11 protein-coding genes are annotated in these 16,557 nt (G+C 53.8%); 3 read left to right on the top strand and 8 right to left on the bottom strand.

Translation table 11 applies throughout. The features are described 5' to 3' along the window. Positions 1–69 precede the first annotated feature (69 nt). The 4 genes from htpX to SC206_RS18780 all read right to left on the bottom strand — a co-directional run bounded on the left by htpX (position 70) and on the right by SC206_RS18780 (position 4,600). A complete protein-coding gene (gene htpX / locus SC206_RS18795; protein WP_332739648.1) occupies positions 70–951 on the bottom strand; it encodes a protease HtpX in 882 nt (293 codons plus the stop codon). A 295-nt stretch (positions 952–1,246) separates the two neighbouring features. Then, the gene (gene prc, locus SC206_RS18790) at positions 1,247–3,298 is read right to left on the bottom strand and encodes a carboxy terminal-processing peptidase (RefSeq protein WP_332739647.1); all 2,052 of its coding nucleotides are present in this window, start codon (positions 3,296–3,298) and stop codon (positions 1,247–1,249) included. A 19-nt stretch (positions 3,299–3,317) separates the two neighbouring features. After that, the gene (gene proQ, locus SC206_RS18785; protein ID WP_332739646.1) at positions 3,318–4,007 is read right to left on the bottom strand and encodes an RNA chaperone ProQ; all 690 of its coding nucleotides are present in this window, start codon (positions 4,005–4,007) and stop codon (positions 3,318–3,320) included. A gap of 95 nt (positions 4,008–4,102) precedes the next feature. Next, complete coding sequence (locus SC206_RS18780) at positions 4,103–4,600, bottom strand: GAF domain-containing protein (protein ID WP_332739849.1); 498 nt, start codon at positions 4,598–4,600, stop codon at positions 4,103–4,105. A gap of 389 nt (positions 4,601–4,989) precedes the next feature. On the opposite strand from SC206_RS18780, the gene yebS reads away from it, so the two are divergent. The 3 genes from yebS (at position 4,990) to SC206_RS18765 (ending at position 9,315) form a co-directional block, all read left to right on the top strand. Beyond that, positions 4,990–6,237 (top strand): membrane integrity lipid transport subunit YebS, encoded by a 1,248-nt coding sequence (yebS, locus tag SC206_RS18775; RefSeq protein ID WP_332739645.1) that lies wholly within the window; start codon positions 4,990–4,992, stop codon positions 6,235–6,237. Beyond that, complete coding sequence (locus tag SC206_RS18770) at positions 6,206–8,836, top strand: PqiB family protein (RefSeq protein WP_332739643.1); 2,631 nt, start codon at positions 6,206–6,208, stop codon at positions 8,834–8,836. The genes yebS and SC206_RS18770 overlap by 32 nt, the downstream gene beginning before the upstream one ends. 215 nt (positions 8,837–9,051) lie before the next feature. Next, complete coding sequence (locus tag SC206_RS18765; RefSeq protein WP_332739641.1) at positions 9,052–9,315, top strand: DUF1480 family protein; 264 nt, start codon at positions 9,052–9,054, stop codon at positions 9,313–9,315. 34 nt (positions 9,316–9,349) lie between these two features. Here SC206_RS18765 and SC206_RS18760 read toward each other — a convergent pair whose 3' ends face one another. The 4 genes from SC206_RS18760 to SC206_RS18745 form a co-directional block, all read right to left on the bottom strand. Then, positions 9,350–10,027: a hypothetical protein gene (locus tag SC206_RS18760; RefSeq protein WP_332739639.1), complete on the bottom strand. Its 678-nt coding sequence runs from the start codon at positions 10,025–10,027 to the stop codon at positions 9,350–9,352. Between the two features lie 126 nt (positions 10,028–10,153). After that, on the bottom strand, positions 10,154–10,546 hold the full coding sequence (locus SC206_RS18755; protein WP_332739637.1) for an ASCH domain-containing protein: 393 nt from the start codon (positions 10,544–10,546) through the stop codon (positions 10,154–10,156). Positions 10,547–10,634: 88 nt separating this feature from the next. Next, on the bottom strand, positions 10,635–13,547 hold the full coding sequence (locus tag SC206_RS18750; protein WP_332739635.1) for a WG repeat-containing protein: 2,913 nt from the start codon (positions 13,545–13,547) through the stop codon (positions 10,635–10,637). Further along, positions 13,544–16,381, bottom strand: a complete 2,838-nt coding sequence (locus SC206_RS18745) for a WG repeat-containing protein (protein WP_332739634.1) — start codon at positions 16,379–16,381, stop codon at positions 13,544–13,546. Before SC206_RS18745 ends, SC206_RS18750 begins: the two co-directional genes overlap by 4 nt. Positions 16,382–16,557 lie beyond the last annotated feature (176 nt).

Below are 16,557 nucleotides of genomic sequence, written 5' to 3'. Positions count from 1 at the left end.
TTTCAAAAAATGCAAAAGGCCCGACAGTAACTGCCGGGCCTTTGTTATTTCTCGCCTTATCAAAACGGCTTATTTGATGTATTCACCTGAACGCAGGGCTTCGATACGCTTGTCCAGCGGCGGGTGTGACATAAACAGCTCGCTGAAACTCTTGTTCTTGCCGTTGATGCAAAACGCCATCAGACTGCCCGCTTCCTGCGGTTCGTGGCTGGTTTTCAAACGCTGCAATGCAGCAATCATCTTCTCGCGGCCGACTAATTTGGCAGAACCGGCGTCGGCATGAAATTCGCGGTGACGCGAGAACCACATGGTGATGATGCTGGCGACGATACCAAATACCAGTTCGAGCACCATCGACACCGCGAAATAGACCAGCGGATTGCCGTTACCACTCTCTTCATCGTCACGATTACCCGACATAAAGCCGGCGGCAATCTGCGCCAAAATACGTGAAATAAAGATAACAAAGGTGTTCACGATGCCCTGAATCAGCGTCATGGTTACCATGTCACCGTTAGAGATGTGACTGATTTCATGGGCGATTACCGCCTCGGCCTCATCCTGGCTCATGCTCTGCAACAGACCCGTGCTGACCGCCACCAGTGACGCATCGCGACGCGCGCCGGTGGCAAAAGCGTTAATGTCTGGCGCGTGATAAATAGCGACCTGCGGCATTTTGATCCCGGCCTGCTGCGACTGACGGCTCACGACGTTCATCAACCAGCGTTCGGTTTCGTTACGCGGTTGCTCAATGACTTCCCCACCTACCGAGCGCAACGCCATCCATTTTGACATCAGCAAAGAAACAAATGCACCGCCGAAGCCAAACAGACCGGCCATAATCATCAGTCCCATCACGCTGCTAGAACGAATGCCTGTCAGACTAAGGACCAGTCCAAAAACCACCATGACAGCCAGGTTGGTTAACAGGAACAACGCTATACGCATCATAAAATTATTACTTCCTCATTGTTGTATTCATTCGGTGTTAGTCAATCAAAAGCCGAATCGAGATTAAAAACGCCATATTCGAACAGCTTACCTTGATCGTATGGCCTTCCTGACAGGATTCAAGTCATAAGCGTAATCTAAGGGCCCAATTCACAATACTTTACATTTTGAAGTATTTTAAAGAATCAGTTTGAGAAAAAACGCGCCGCTAAAGTGGAGCGCATAAAAAAAGCCACCTCGAAAGGTGGCCTTTGATAAATCTCACTGTCGTTGAAGGCTTAATGATCACGGTGGCTTATTTAGCCGCCGCGTCCTGACCTGTTGCAACTTTCGACAAATCAACAGCAATGTGGTCGGCTTCGTCAAGATACGGGTCCGGCGCTACATAGTCTTTCGGTAAATCGTCGAGAGACTTGATAGGCTTTTTGCCTTCACGTTTAAAGCGTTCGTTAAGACGCGTCAAACGCGTAGCGTCTTCTTCCTTGTCTTCTTTATCACGCTGGGCGTAATTCAGCGACACGGTGTCACGCTTGTCTTTGTTCGCATTAAACTTGGCAATATCCTGCAGGATATACTGGAACTCCGGATCTTTGGCGATGCGGGCATCGTGCTCTTTCACCAGCTGCGGAACGACAGGAGCCAAATCGCCGGTCTTGGTATACGTGGCAGCTTTGATGCTGTCCCAAGGCATGGCGTTGTCTTCGAATCGTTCACCGACCTGATTATCGATAAGGCCTGTCGGCATCACGATATCTGGCGTTACACCCTTACGCTGCGTGCTGCCACCGTTGATTCGATAGAATTTCTGGATGGTATATTGCACGGAGCCCAAGGCTGGCCATTCAGGACGTAGCATCTGATCGTAGATACGATTCAGCGAACGATACTGCTGCACGGTACCTTTACCGAAGGTAGGTTCACCCACGATAAGCGCACGGCCGTAATCCTGCATGGCAGCGGCGAAAATCTCGGACGCAGAGGCGCTATAGCGGTCAACCAGCACCACCAGCGGACCTTTATAGTACACAACGCCGTCGGTATCGCTGTCTTGGCGGATGTGACCGTTGTTGTCACGCACCTGAACCACCGGACCACTCGGGAAGAACAGCCCGGACAGAGAAACCGCCTCGGTCAGCGCGCCTCCGCCGTTGGTACGCAGGTCGATAACCAGACTGTTAACGTTCTGCTTGGCCATTTTCTGCAGCTGAACCTTCACGTCATCGGTCAGGCCGACGTAGAAGCCAGGAATATCCATCACGGCAACTTTTTCGTTACCGACTTTTTTGATGGTCATCTTGACCGCGCGGTCTTCCAGACGGATTTTCTCACGGGTGAGCGTGACGGTCCGCGTTTTGGTGCCTTTGCCCGCAGGCAGGATCTCGAGGCGAACTTTGCTGCCTTTCGGTCCTTTAATCAGCGCGACGACGTCATCAAGACGCCAGCCGATCACATCCACTATCGGTTTGCCGGTTTGACCGACGCCGACGATACGATCGCCCACTGCAATGGTTTTGCTTTTGGCCGCCGGGCCGCCTGCTACCATCGAGTTGATAACCGTGTAGTCGTCATCGCCCTGCAATACAGCACCGATACCTTCTAAAGAAAGGCTCATTTCAGTGTTGAATTGTTCGGTGCTGCGCGGCGACAGATAGTTGGTGTGCGGATCAATTTCGTGGGCAAACGCGTTCATCACCAGCTGGAAAACGTCTTCGCTGTTACTTTGCGTCAAACGTTTCATGGCGAAGCGATAGCGTTTACCAAGAATGTCGCGAATTTCCTGATCGTTCTTACCGGTCAGCTTAAGGTTCAGCTCGTCATATTTGACTTTCTGATCCCAAAGACGGTCCAGCTCGGTGGAATCTTTCGGCCACGGAGATTTGGTGCGATCGAGGGCGATGGAATCGTTACCGTTGAAGTCCATTGGTCGCGCCAATACGGACAAGGCATATTCGTAGCGTTCGAAACGACGTTTCTGCGCCAGATTATACAGTGCGTAAGGGGTAGACAGTTGACCGGATTTCAACTCGTCTCCCAGCGTGCCGCGCTTGTCGGCGAACTGGGCAACATCGGAAGCCATCAATACGTTATGGCCATTATCGAGCATGTTCAGGTAGCGATCGAAGATTTTAACTGAAAAGTCCGCATTAAGATCGAATTGACGGTAGTGCGAACGGGTAAAGCGCGCTGTCACACGCTCACTTACCGTTGCGTCTTGGGGTTCTTGCGCCAATTGCGGGAGCTGGCTGAGAGTGACAGGCGCGCTGTCATTCGCAAAGCTGGTGTTAACCAGCCCTGCTCCCGAAAAAAGCAGACCCGCGATTACGCTTAATCTGACAAATTTGTTCATGCCTGAGTTGGCCTCCGTATCAGAACTGCAAGTGTTCTGCGCGCACGATCATCGCCAGACCCGAAGAAAGCTGTACACGAACGCCGTCTTTTGCAATTTCCAAAACGGTAGCGTCCATAGCACTTTTCCCTGCTCTGACTTTGATTTCCTGGCCAATTTGCAGTTTTGAGATATCTGTTACTGGCACAGCACGCGGCTGGCTTACTTCACGCGGTGGGCGTGGAGTACGCGGTTTGCGATTTTCTTGACCAGAAACAGCGGCAGGCGCATTTTCACGACGCGGAGCAGGTTTTTTTGCTGCCGGACGTGGACGACGCGGCTCGGCATTTTCACCGTTGGCTTCGCGACGCTTGGCCTGTTGCTCGGCACGTTGTGCCTGAACGCGGGCTTTTGCTTCTTCCAATTGTTTACGGGCGTGCTCAACGTGCTGTTCTTCAAGAACACCACAAGCATTGCCGTCAAGGTCAACGCGCTGAGCGCCGACTTTAACGCCATACAAATAACGCCAACTTGAGGTATACAGGCGCAGAGCTGAACGCAACTGTGTTTTGCTCAGATTCTCTTCGCCCTGAACGCGCTCTACCAGATCTTGAAAAATGCCGATCTTTAATGGGCGCGCTTCACCTTCGGCGCTGAAGCAAAGCGGGAAACGCTCTGCCAAAAAGGCGATGACTTCTTTACTACTGTTCAACTTAGGTTGATTTTCCATGAAATTTCCTGATTACAACGGGTTTGCCAACCGGCGCAGGCATGAACAGGCGTCATTATAATGACCCCGTCCGTAAATGCTACGTTATCCGTCGATCAACTTGCGATCAAATTGACATATTTTGCAGCGTTACTGTTTTCCAGGTGCTGACAAAGCCCGGCTACCAATTCTGTTAGCCCTTGCTCATCCACTTCGTCGAAGCGTTGATAGAGCGTGCTGTCGATGTCCAAAACACCAATGACCTGACCGGCGACGGTCACGGGTAAAACAATTTCTGCATTGCTGGCCGCATCGCAGGCGATGTGTCCGGGGAAGGCGTGGACGTCACCGACGCGTTGTACCGCGTTCTCGGCAACGGCTGTGCCGCAGACCCCTTTGCCCACCGGAATGCGTACGCAGGCAATCTTGCCCTGGAACGGTCCGAGTACCAGCGAGTTGCCGTCGATCAGATAAAATCCCGCCCAGTTCACGCCCTCAAGACGCTCGTAGAGCAAGGCACTGACGTTCGACAGTGTTGCAATAAAGTTGTTTTCCCCTGCGATTAACGCGTTCAGGTCACGTTTTAATTCCGTGTAGAATGCTTCTTTAGTCATGTTGTAACCATTAAAACCTAAGGGCAGATCGCTATTTTGCATGCTTAGCCTCTCTAAAATAAGCATTAAATGCGTATTCAGACAAGGTTAATCCTGTGTGACATCAAAAAGAGTGGCCTACAGTTAACATTGCCTCGAGAATTTACCTTTTACCAAAGAGAATCTACCCTTTGCCAATCAGAATGCACTTTTGGCGAAGAGAACACACTTTTGCCGCAGACAAATAGCTTTTAGCCAAAGACAAATTTATGTTCCGGCGTTTGCATGATACGTTATTTTATCAAAAAAACCCTGACCTTCTTGGCGTTAACCTTGCCAGATAGTTAAAATGTCCGCGATTTGTGACAGTCAGCCCCAACCTACAGCAGGTCATTTAGCTTACAGGTCCTATGAAAATACGAACAATGTCAGGCCCGCTGCCGGAGCCGCGCTACCAGCGCTGCCGCGAATGCGACTACCTTTTTGCCATGCCGGCGTTGCGCAGAACTCAAACTGCACACTGCCCGCGCTGCAATAGTAAAGTCGAAAAAGGCAAAGTTTGCTCGCTTCCCCGCCTGATGGTGATAGCTATCAGCATTTTGCTATTGATGCCGTTCGCCTATACCGAACCTTTAATCAGCGCTCGCCTGCTCGGCACGCGCATCGACGCCAGCCTGTTTGAGGGGATTTGGCAGATGTCGAGTCAGGGGTCGCCGCTCACCGCCAGCATGGTAGCCTTTTGCACTATCGGCGCGCCGCTGACGCTGGTCTGCTCGATTCTGTATCTCTATTTTGGCAGTAAATATGGCATGAATCTTCGGCCCGTGCTGCTCATGCTCGATCGTTTAAAAGATTGGGTGATGCTCGACATTTACCTGATCGGCATGGCCGTGGCGTGCATCAAGGTCAAGGAGTATGCCGACATCGACATGGGCGTCGCGCTGGTGGCCTATATTTCGATGGCGATTCTGGTCACCCTCACGCAAATTAATCTTAACGTCGAGCAGCTTTGGGAGGAGTTTTATCCGCAGCGTCGGCCAAAATGCGTGCCTGAATCGCTGGTGTTGTGCCTATCGTGCAAGTTTACCGGCCTGCCCGACACGCGCGGTCGCTGCCCGCGCTGCCATCAAAGAATGGTCAAACGTTACAAGCACAGCCTGCAAAAAACATGGGCCGCACTAATTTCGGCGATGGTATTGTTAATTCCGGCTAATCTATTACCTATCTCGGTGATTTATGCCAACGGTCAGCAGTTGAAAGACACCATTTTCTCGGGCGTGGTATCGCTCGCGACCTCGGGCAGTATTCCGATCGCCGCTATCGTGTTTATCGCCAGCGTGCTGGTGCCTTTTGTTAAGGTAATTGTCCTGCTGACGTTATTGATAAGTATACATTTTAAAGCGCATCAGGGATTAAAGACCCGTATCCGCCTGCTGCGCCTGATTACCTGGATTGGCCGCTGGTCGATGCTGGATTTGTTCGTTATTTCACTGATGATGTCACTGGTCAACCGCGACCAGTTACTCTCGTTTACCATGGGTCCGGCTGCGTTTTACTTTGGCTCCGCCGTGATACTGACTATTCTGGCCGTTGAATGGCTGGACAGCCGCCTGATTTGGGATGCACATGCAACAAGACACACCGAATATTCCGACTGAAGCACGAGTCAAAAACAGACGCCGGATTTCCCCTTTCTGGCTGCTGCCGTTCATCGCGTTGCTGATTGCCGGCTGGCTAATCTGGAGCAACTATCAGGAACAGGGCAACACGGTCACTATCGATTTCCAGTCGGCGGCGGGCATCGTTGCTGGGCGAACACCTGTGCGTTATCAGGGCGTTGAAGTCGGTACTGTCCAGTCTATCAGCCTGAGTAAAGACCTGAACACCATCCAGGTTAAAGTCAGTATCAAGAGCGAGCTGTCCGATTCGCTGCGCGAAGGCACGCAGTTCTGGCTGGTGACGCCTAAGGCTTCTCTGGCGGGAATATCCGGGCTCGACGCGCTGGTTGGCGGTAACTATATCGGCATGATGCCGGGCACCGGCAAGGAGCAGGATCACTTTACCGCGCTCGATACTCAGCCAAAATTCCGCCTGAATACCGGCGAATTAATGATTCATCTTCACGCCAAAGATTTAGGCTCGCTCAGCACGGGTTCACTGGTTTATTACCGCAAAATTCCGGTCGGCAAAGTTTACGACTACGACATTGAACCGGCCAATACCGGCGTCACCATTGACGTGTTGATCGACAAGCGTTTTGCACATTTGGTGAAAGATACCAGCCGTTTCTGGAACGTTTCGGGCTTTAAAGGCAATTTCAGCCTGAGCGGCGTGAAAGTCGAGATGGAGAGTTTAGCCGCGCTGGTGAATGGCGCGATTGCCCTCGACTCCCCTGCCGACGGTAAAGCCGCCAAGGCCGAACAGTCTTACGAACTTTACCCGGATCTGGCGCAAAGCCAGCGCGGCGTAGAAGTGACGCTGGACTTGCCGAGCGGCGACGGGCTGAGCGCCGATCACACGCCGTTGATGTATCAGGGATTACAGGTGGGTACGCTGACCGATGTCATCCTGCAAGCCGACAACAAGGTGAAAGGCAAGCTGACGGTTGACCCTTCCGTCATCGATTTGCTGCGCACCGGCACGCGCATCGAGATGAACAGCCCGCGCGTGAGCCTGAACAATGCCAAGCTTTCTCAATTACTTACGGGCAATACGTTAGAGCTTATTCCGGGCGAAGGCGAGCCGAAAAATCACTTTACCGTGCTCGACAGCAGCCAGCGGATGTTACAAGACCCGGGCGTTTTGACGCTGAAACTGATTGCGCCGCAAAGCTACGGCATCGATGCCGGTCAGCCCCTGATTCTGCACGGTATTATGGTCGGCCAAGTGCTTGATCGCACGCTCACCGACGCGGGCATTGTGTTTAACGTCGCGGTGAAATCGCAGTACAAGAATCTGGTTCATCAGGACAGCAAATTTGTGGTCAACAGCCGTCTTGATGTCAAACTGGGCGTCGACGGCATGGAAGTGCTGGGAGCCAGCGCGCAGGAGTGGATCGACGGCGGTATTCGTATCATGCCGGGCAGTAAAGGCGCGCCTTCCGGTCAGTATCCGCTGTATAGCAACGCCGAAAAAGCCGAACAGGGAATTTTGGGCGAAAAGCCGACCACCACGCTGACGCTGACCGCCAAAAGTCTTCCTGACGTGCAGACCGGTTCCGTGGTGCTGTATCGCAAATTCCAGGTCGGCGAAATTGTTAACGTTCGTCCGAAGGCCAATGAGTTCGAGGTCGACGTTTACGTTCAGCCTGAATATCGCAACCTGCTGACGCCGAAGACTATTTTCTGGGCCGAAGGCGGCGCGAAGGTGCAGCTTAACGGCGGCGGGCTGACCGTTCAGGCTTCGCCGCTGGATCGCGCACTGAAAGGTGCGATAAGTTTCGATAACATTGAAGGCGTGACCCTGAGTAAAGGGGCAAAACGCGTGCTTTATGATAACGAAACGGCGGCCCGCGCGGTGGGCAGCCAGATTACTTTCAACACTTATGACGCCAGCAAGCTATCGCCGGGCATGCCGATTCGCTATCTCGGCATTACCATCGGGCAGGTTGAGTCGCTGAAACTGAATCCGCGCCTGAATCAGGTGGCGGCGAAGGCGGTGCTGTATCCGGAATACGTCGACGATTTTGCCCGCCTTGGTACTCGCTTCTCGATTGTCACGCCGGAGATATCGGCGGCGGGCGTGCAGAACCTCGACACGCTGTTGCAGCCTTACATTAATGTCGAAGCGGGGCGTGGTCCGCCGAACCGCACCTTTGATCTGCAAACCGCGACCATCACCGACTCGCGCTATACCGACGGGCTGGCGATTGTGGTGGATGCCACCGAAGTTGGCTCGCTGCAAATCGGTACGCCGGTGCTGTTCCGTGGCATTGAAGTCGGCACCGTGACCGGATTTAATCTGGGAGAAATGGCCGACCGCGTGAATGTTTCCCTGCGAATCAGTAAGAAATATCAATATCTGGTGCGCGATAACACCACCTTCTGGTTGGCGTCGGGCTACAACCTGCAATTTGGTTTAACGGGTGGCAGCTTTAAGAGCGGCACCTTCCAGCAGTTTATTCGCGGCGGCATTGCTTTCGCTACGCCACCGACCATTCCCGTGGCGCCTAAGGCCTCGACAGGCCGTCACTTCCTGTTGATGCAGGAAGAGCCGAAAGACTGGCAAGAATGGGGCACCGCTATCCCGAAAAACTGATCTTCTTGAATACTGATTATTCAAAAAAATAAGTCGAATCAACGGGCCTCAAATCGGAGGCCCGTTTTTTTTGTCCACGAACTCAGCCTGCCACCCTTCCCCTGTTAGAGTTTTCTTATAGCACTCTTTGTTCATTCAACTATGCTCAATAATCACGATAGAAAACCAATTCGCGGGTTTGTGCCTGCCGCCATAGCTTGAACAGGAGAATTATTATGGGTAAATCCAGCTTACAAATCGGTAGTTTCAAGATTGACGACGCACAACTCCTCTCATCGGAATCCAAAGGCGGTACAGATTCTGAGGGCGGCAACAAATTGGTGATCCCGTGCAAATCGGACCCAGGTTTATGCATGCAGCTTGACGGATGGGACGACGATGTCAGCGTGCCCGCCATTGTCGACGGGCGTGACTCGCTGTTATACAAAGAGAAATATGACAGTCAGAATGACGAATGGATAATGCGGGTTGGGAAATAAACCTTTAACTTTTCGCCATCCTCACTTCTCATAATCACGACGAGGATTTTGCCATCAAAGCCACGCCGCGTCCGGCAAAGAACTGGCCGAATTGGCTAATGGGCAGCCGGACGTAAGACTGTGTCGCTTCATCGTGGCCCGACGGATTATGAAAAGTTATCACGCCAGCTTCAACCTGCGTCACCAACACTAAATGGCCACCCGTGCAAGGTGGCGCAATGTCCGGATGACGAATGCCCGGATGTACCGACGCGATAAAAAACTGATGTTCTGCCAGCTCGGCTTCGATATCTTTGACCGCCATCTCAACTCTCACCTGCCCTGCAATATCCAGCTCGTGCTTTAAAAAGGCGACAAACGGCGCATAAATTAGCCCGCGAATATTTTCGCCTTCACGCACGTAAGCGCCATAAGGCAAACTGCGGCGCGTAAGCTCGAGAATTGGCACCACTTTTCCGGTTTTCGCCGCCAGCGCCATCTTCAGGCAGCACATCCCACAGACGTGGTTGGCCCATTCGATAAATTCTTCCTGCGACAGCGCGCCAGACTGCGGCCATTCGCTGATCTCTTCCAATCCTTTGCTGCGACTCAAGATATCGGGCGCAGAAGAGGGAGATTCCCACTGGCTAAAATAGGGAATTTGAGGCTGTTCGGTTGAGTTTTGAGGCTGTTCAGAAAGAAGAGAAGATGAGAAGTGGGATGCAGAAAGCATAAGGCGTGGACTCCTGAACGTCAGTTTCGGCATAACATTGGTTTCGGCACAACCGCAGTGTAGACATAACAACAGTGTAGATATAACAGCAAACCGGCCAGCGTTGAGGGCTGGCCGGTGGGTAATTTAGAAGGTTTCTACCAGACTAAATTTCATTAGCAGTAACGGCATATTGGGCTCGAACATGTCGTAGGCTTCAAAGAAGCGCTGCTGTTCGGCGCGCCACGAGGCCAGCGTGCGATCGCCTTCCCCTTCGGCCAAGGCGTGGTCTTCGGTTACTAAATCAAACGGCACCTGTTTCACTTCGGTCAGTTTGACCGCACAAACCGGGTGATTTCTGCCGTCGACAATCACGAAGACTTCGCCCACTTCCGGCGTACCGTCATCATCCAGATTGGCGCAGGTGGCGGTTTTCACCCCTTCAATGACCTTTTTCGCCAAATCATCAGCCTGCGCCTCGTTGTCACCAAAAGACCAACGCTCGGCGTCTTTGTACTTTTGCGGAAGTTGAGCGGGCATAATTTATCCTTTCTTATTAATTGGTTTACGGGGATTACCTGTAAATTTTAGCACGAAATCCCCGAAAACCACGGGGTTCATCAAACGATCAGTCACACTTGACCGGCATTTTTTGCGGCCACTGACGCTGATTACCGCCGTCATAGAGCACCTGAACGCCACATTCGCTGTCGACGCGCGCCAGCGGTTTGCCGGTAGCATCGAGCATCATCGACATTTGTGCGGTCGAAACAATGCCGACGCCGCTGTTAAATGGCGCGACCGCGTTAAACACCGGCGGAATGACGAAGCTGCCCTGCGCATTAACGTAACCGTAATCGTTGCCGATGCGGGCAAACGCCAAGCCTTGAGAAATCAGCCCCAAATCGGGGTAATTGATCGCGGCGGAAGGATGACCCTGCGTGTCGATCCAGGTTTTGCTGCCGTCGGCTTTGTCGAGTACCGCCATGCCGCCCTGCATCAGGCTGCCAACGCCGGAAACGGTGATCGCCAGTTTGCCCGTGGAATCGACATAGCGGGTGGTTGCCGCGTCGTCGTCTGGGTCGTGAGAAACCGACATTTCACTGTTTGGCGGCAGCGTCCAGTTGCCTTCCGGCATCGCAGCCACGCGCGCGCCCTTCTCGTCGATAAGCTCCGCGCCCTGCGACAGCACGCGCAGCGCCCGCGAATTCACAAAGGCGGAACCCAGCTGCGTTTGTGGCGCAATCTGCCAGCCGCCCTGCGCATTGAGATAGCCCACCTGCGGCTGACGCGAGAGTTTTACCCAATCGCCTACCGCTGAAATGCGCGTCTGCTGTTCGTGCAGTTCGATGTCGCCCTGCGCGTTCAGCAGCCACGACTGTCCCTCGCCGGAGGTAGCGAGAATACGGCCATCGTTAAACTGATTAACACTTAAATCACGGGTCAGGTCGATGCGCACCTTGCCGTCGTTGGCGATAATCTGCGACCGAATTTCAGCGGCGGGCTGATCATCACTTTTTGCCGGAAGCGTAAGCTGCCACAGCGCGTTGTTGATACGGCGAACGTTGGCGTAATCCGGCGTCACCAGCGGCTTGCCTTCGGCGTCGATAATGCCCCACTGCGCATTCGGCAGCTGCACGTTTGCCAGTCCGTTGGCGTAATCGCCGACCGACATGTAGCTTGGCGCGGCGATCACTTTCTGATGCACGGCGTCAAAAATGCCCCACAGCGCGCCTTCGGCGGCGGTTTGGCGGAAGCGGAACCAGCCGTTGCCGAGCGATTGCAGCTCAAAGGCGTTCGGCAGCGCAAAATGTTTACCGTTGGCGTCGAGCGCGGAGAGTTTTCCGTCGAGATAATCGAACGCATAGCCGTTAACAAACGGCGCAATATTGTCTTCGGTAGTCGGCACCAGCACCTTGCCCTGCGCATCGACAATGCCGGTGCCCTGCGCGGTTCTGACAATAAACTGCTGCGTCAGGCCCGTTGTCGACTCGCTGCTCTCAACCGTTTTAGCGCTGGCGGGCTGAATATCCTGCCATTTGCTTTCAAGCTGGACCGCCCCGTCGGCGCGAATAAATCCAGCGCCGTCGTTTTGCAGATCTTGCAGATCGGGCTTGATCAGCGCCAGCGGGGCATTATTATCCCTCTGCGCAGGCGTTAATGGCTGAAGCAGATAATCACCCAGCGTCGCCACATTTTTGGCGCTTAGCAGAGGTTTGCCAGCGTTATCAATAAGATTGACGATTTTGCCGTCGGCACCGTGCAGCCAAAGTCGCTGATTAATCACTTCTGCGCGACTGATTTGCGCCAGCCATCCGGCAGGCTGTGCGCCGCCAATCAGGTTGCCTTCGGGAGAGATAATCGCGTTAACGTGATGTTGCTCGCCGCGCGTGGTCAGCAGGAATCCGCCCGTCGATTGCTCCAGCGGTTGACTCTCTTTTGGCAGATTCAGCGGCTGTTTTTTCCCCGGCACATACACCACCAGACTCTCTTTGCCGCTGTTATCCAACAGGAAATCGCCCTGCACCGTGAGGCTCGCGGCAGCTTCGTCGCTCAACGCGGCAATCTCGTTGCCGCTGTTATCCAGCAGACTATTTTTATCGGCGCTTTTCGCCAGCCAAAACTGGCCGTTTAAGGCGATCACTGACTGATAGCTTTTTTCGACGCGTGAACCGTCGGCACGAATAAGCGCTACGCCATCGGGTGTCGTCGCCATCGCAAGCGCGCTGTTGCTGTCGCTAACTTGAATGGCGCTAAACTGTGGCTCGACGCGCCAGGCCAAATCGCCGTCGGCAATGCCGAAGCCTTTATCAGCGTCACGCGCAATAAACAGGCCGCTTTGGCCGAAAGGCTGAATAACTTCCATCTTGTCAGTGGCGACGTGGCGCTGGTCGTCAGGCGACAGCAGCACGGTTTTATAACTCAGCGCAAGACGCGCCGGATTGCCATCGCCGAGCTGCACGCTATCAACCAGCGCGTCGAGCGGCTTGCCGACGGTTTGCCCTTTGCGGTCGATAAGCTGCGATTTACCGGCGTTTTCTACCAGCGCCAGCTCAACCTGAGTAAAATCTTCCGCCTGATCAAAGGTCGGCTGAATCGCCCAATTTCCGGTAGCGTCTATGAAGCCCCATTTTCCTTTAAGCTTGGCGGCGGCGAGCCCGTAATGAAAATCACGTACCTGCTCGAACAGCGGCTTAATCACCAGTTGACCGCGATTGTCGAGGAATCCCCAGCGATGGCCGCCAAGATCTTTGGCGAGCGCGACGTCGTCGATAGCCTGATCGGCCGCGGGCAACAGCACGGCGGCACGATTTTCGCTCATGGTGCCAATACAGATATTTTGCGTCGGCGGCAGCGCCAGTTCGGCACGTTGGGCAACGTCAGTAGTTGACGAAGGCCCAAAGCAGGCGCTCTGTGCAGCTGCGTGCGCCGGAAGCGTCAACGCCATCAGTCCCGCCGCGCCGCCCAGCGTCAGCGCCTGTCGCACTGCGCGTGACAAGAGTAAAATATTTTTTGATTTCATCGAATTAGGGGTTCTCATTGCGCACCTCCGTTCTGTGCCGGTGCTGCACAATTGACTGCTTTGGCGGGCCAGGTCTGCTTGCCTGCGCCATCGAGAATGACGCGCTGATTACATTTCAGCACCAACTGCGCCTGCACGGCGCCGTCGGCATTAATCAGCTCTACCCGTCCTTTTGCCGCGACCCACGCGCGCTGCTCGCTAAAATCAGTGGCCCATTCGAATTTCGGCAGCGTGGTAAAGCTGCCGGTGCCATTGATATAACCCACTAGCTGGCCGTAAGTATCCTGCTTAACGGCAGTGGCGCGCGTCTCTTTCATGGCGCCAACGCGAGTAAAGTAAGGACCAATCAAAGACTTACCGTTAGCATCGATAAAGCCGTAGAGTCCGTTGCTGCCGCGCAACGGCACCATGCCTTCGCTCGCCTGCGCGGTCGCCAGACTGTTTACGCCCGCGTAACGCTGAATTTCATTGCCCTGGGTATCCAGCAACACGGTTTCGCCGCTGCTGTCATCGTTAAGGGCGATACGGTCCATCGAGGCCAGCGGCTGGGCGTTATTAATATTGGCTAAAGAGTTGTCGTCTAGGGGCTTGCTGTCTAAAGGTTCGACGCCGTTGGCATCAATCAGCGTGGTGTGTCCATCGCTCTGCGCACTGGCCCAGCCCTGCGGGGAAACAAAATTCAGCGGCGAAGAGTAAATCGGCGCGATTTGCCAATCTCCCTGACTGTCGATTGCGCCAATGTGCGGGCCAAAGCCCAGCAGCGCCCAATCGCCATGAATGCGTACCGATTCTGGCGCGATCTGCTTGCTGACTACGGCGCGACCGTCGTCATCCATAAGTGCGACGCCGCCGGTTGCCGGACGAATCAACCAGTGAGAATCACCGACTTTTTGTGGATAGTTCAGCAAATCGGTAGCGAGCCCCAAGCCGGTTACCGCGCTATAAAGGCTGTAACGGCGAGAGTTATCACCCTGCTCGTTCGGCGTGTCGCTGTCGGCAATGACATAGACGTGATCGCCCACAAACTGCGGTTTTCCGGCGTGCGCAGCGTCTGGCGCGATGGCCCAACGGCCTTGCTGATTGATAACGCCCCATCCTTCGGCGCTTTTGGCGATCGCTACGCCGTCGTGGAAGGCTTCAAGCTGAGTGAAACGGGCCGGAATTTTGGCGCTGTTGCTGGCGATATCCCAAATGCCCCAGCGGCGCTGGTCATTGCTGCCTTCGGTATAAAGCAGGTCGCCGTCAGAAATCTGCTGCACGGTTTGAAGAATACGGGTTGGAATGTCGACCACGTTACCCTGCGCATCGATAATTTTGCGGCTTTCGGCGTTTTTGTCGTCAACGCCCGTGGCCCAGCTGTACGCGCCGTCAAACGGCGTTATCTGCTTGAATTTTGGTTCAATGAGCCACTGACCGTTGGCGGTCACTGCGCCCAGCATGCCGTTTTCGGTTTTCACCACCAGCGGCCCTTGCTGACCCGGCGCGGCAAATTCGCTCCACTGTGGATCACTGTAAATCTCGCCTTTGGCGGTCAAAATAGCGGGCTTTTTGCTTTTGTCTGTAGGCGTTAACAGTGCCAGCGGCAGGCCTGAAGATGAACTGTTAGCTTGTCCATCTAGCGCGTTTTGATTAGCCGCGTTTTCATCTAACGGATGCGCGTTAAGTGGCTGCACGGTGTAATCATTTAGCGCGCTTAAGGTGGCGGCGGTGAGCAGGCCAACCCCATTTTGGTCATAGATTTGCACCAGCTGCGGCGTGCGATTTTCGCCTCGCCCGTCAACCTGCTGGACCCACAGATTGTTATTTTGAACCAGCAGTTGCGGCTTGTTGGCTTTAATCGCTATCAAACGATCGTCGGCGGCGATCATCACCAGCCCTTTGCTGCCTTTACCCAGCAGATTATTGCCCCAAGGCTGATAATCGTCTGCCTGATCGGCCGGTAAATCCTGATTTTTTTCTAATTTATTGTTGAGTAACTGCTGAGCATTATTGGCCGTCACCACGAGCCAACTGCCTGATTGCAGAGGCTTAACCGATTTATACTGCTCTTTGTTCAGACTCACGCCTTCGCGATTAACAAAGCTCCAGGTCGTTTTACCCTTAACGGCAATCACGTCGCCGTTGAGCAGCGGCTGATTGCGGGTTTTCAGCTTCATGGGGTCGATCACCCATTCGCCGTTTTCGTCGAGATAGCCCCAATAACCACTCTGCGCGGCGTCGCGCTGTTGGGCGGGGATCAAACCAGACTGCGGCTCATCGAGATTCATCACGTCGTCGGGTAATGAAACAGAACGGCCATTGTTCGCACTCCAAAGCGCCGGCGCGATTTGCGTTTTAATGCTTGCAAGCGATTGCCCGCGACTGAAACCGTCGGAGTCCAGCGAGGTGGCAAACGGCAGCGTTTTGATAATCGCGCCCTGACGATCAATTAACGCCAGACGGTTATCGGTAACAACCAACGCCGTGCCTTTGGCATTGAAATCGGTGGCGCGGGTAAAGCGTGGCGCAATCGCCATCTTGCCTTTTGCATCGATATAGCCAAACAGGTCATCTTTTTTAACGGCGGCCAGCCCGTTGGCAAAGCCGTGGGCTTCACGGAAAGCCGGCTCGATAATCATCTTGCCCGAGGCGTCGATAAAGCCCCACAGGCCTTGCGATTCGCGGCTGGATCCCATTAATACCGGTGCCAGACCCTGCTTTAAAGGCTGCTGACAGCTGTCTGCCGTTTTCGCCACCGCGCAGGCTTTGAGCCACGCGTCGTCGGCAAAGGCCGGTGCTGAACAGGCTGACCCGAGAACCAGCGCCAATGCACTGAAATTCATGACATGTTTTAGTGTTTCGGAATAAATCATCCGATTCCCTTTTGACTGATAGATGATGAAAAGTATGGCGCTGGCCGTCCTGTAGTTCAGGGCGCAGCAGGCAGCGAAAATTCGATATTAATCAAGCTCAATGGAATGTCGTTCGCTGTTTCTTATAGGGTGTCAGCTTGCGCAAGAAAAAGCAGCTACTTTATTAGCGGCTTAAG

The organism is Rouxiella sp. T17 (assembly GCF_036663475.1).
Classification (GTDB): Bacteria; Pseudomonadota; Gammaproteobacteria; order Enterobacterales; family Enterobacteriaceae; genus Rouxiella.
The sequence above is the reverse complement of the archived record's forward strand: the minus strand, read 5'-3'. Positions and strand labels throughout refer to the sequence as shown.

Coding starts and splice junctions, on each gene's coding strand:
- htpX (WP_332739648.1), bottom strand. CDS start 951: ATGATGCGTATAGCGTTGTTCCTGTTAACCAACCTGGCTGTCATGGTG.
- prc (WP_332739647.1), bottom strand. CDS start 3,298: ATGAACAAATTTGTCAGATTAAGCGTAATCGCGGGTCTGCTTTTTTCG.
- proQ (WP_332739646.1), bottom strand. CDS start 4,007: ATGGAAAATCAACCTAAGTTGAACAGTAGTAAAGAAGTCATCGCCTTT.
- SC206_RS18780 (WP_332739849.1), bottom strand. CDS start 4,600: ATGACTAAAGAAGCATTCTACACGGAATTAAAACGTGACCTGAACGCG.
- yebS (WP_332739645.1), top strand. CDS start 4,990: ATGAAAATACGAACAATGTCAGGCCCGCTGCCGGAGCCGCGCTACCAG.
- SC206_RS18770 (WP_332739643.1), top strand. CDS start 6,206: ATGCAACAAGACACACCGAATATTCCGACTGAAGCACGAGTCAAAAAC.
- SC206_RS18765 (WP_332739641.1), top strand. CDS start 9,052: ATGGGTAAATCCAGCTTACAAATCGGTAGTTTCAAGATTGACGACGCA.
- SC206_RS18760 (WP_332739639.1), bottom strand. CDS start 10,027: ATGCTTTCTGCATCCCACTTCTCATCTTCTCTTCTTTCTGAACAGCCT.
- SC206_RS18755 (WP_332739637.1), bottom strand. CDS start 10,546: ATGCCCGCTCAACTTCCGCAAAAGTACAAAGACGCCGAGCGTTGGTCT.
- SC206_RS18750 (WP_332739635.1), bottom strand. CDS start 13,547: ATGAGAACCCCTAATTCGATGAAATCAAAAAATATTTTACTCTTGTCA.
- SC206_RS18745 (WP_332739634.1), bottom strand. CDS start 16,381: ATGATTTATTCCGAAACACTAAAACATGTCATGAATTTCAGTGCATTG.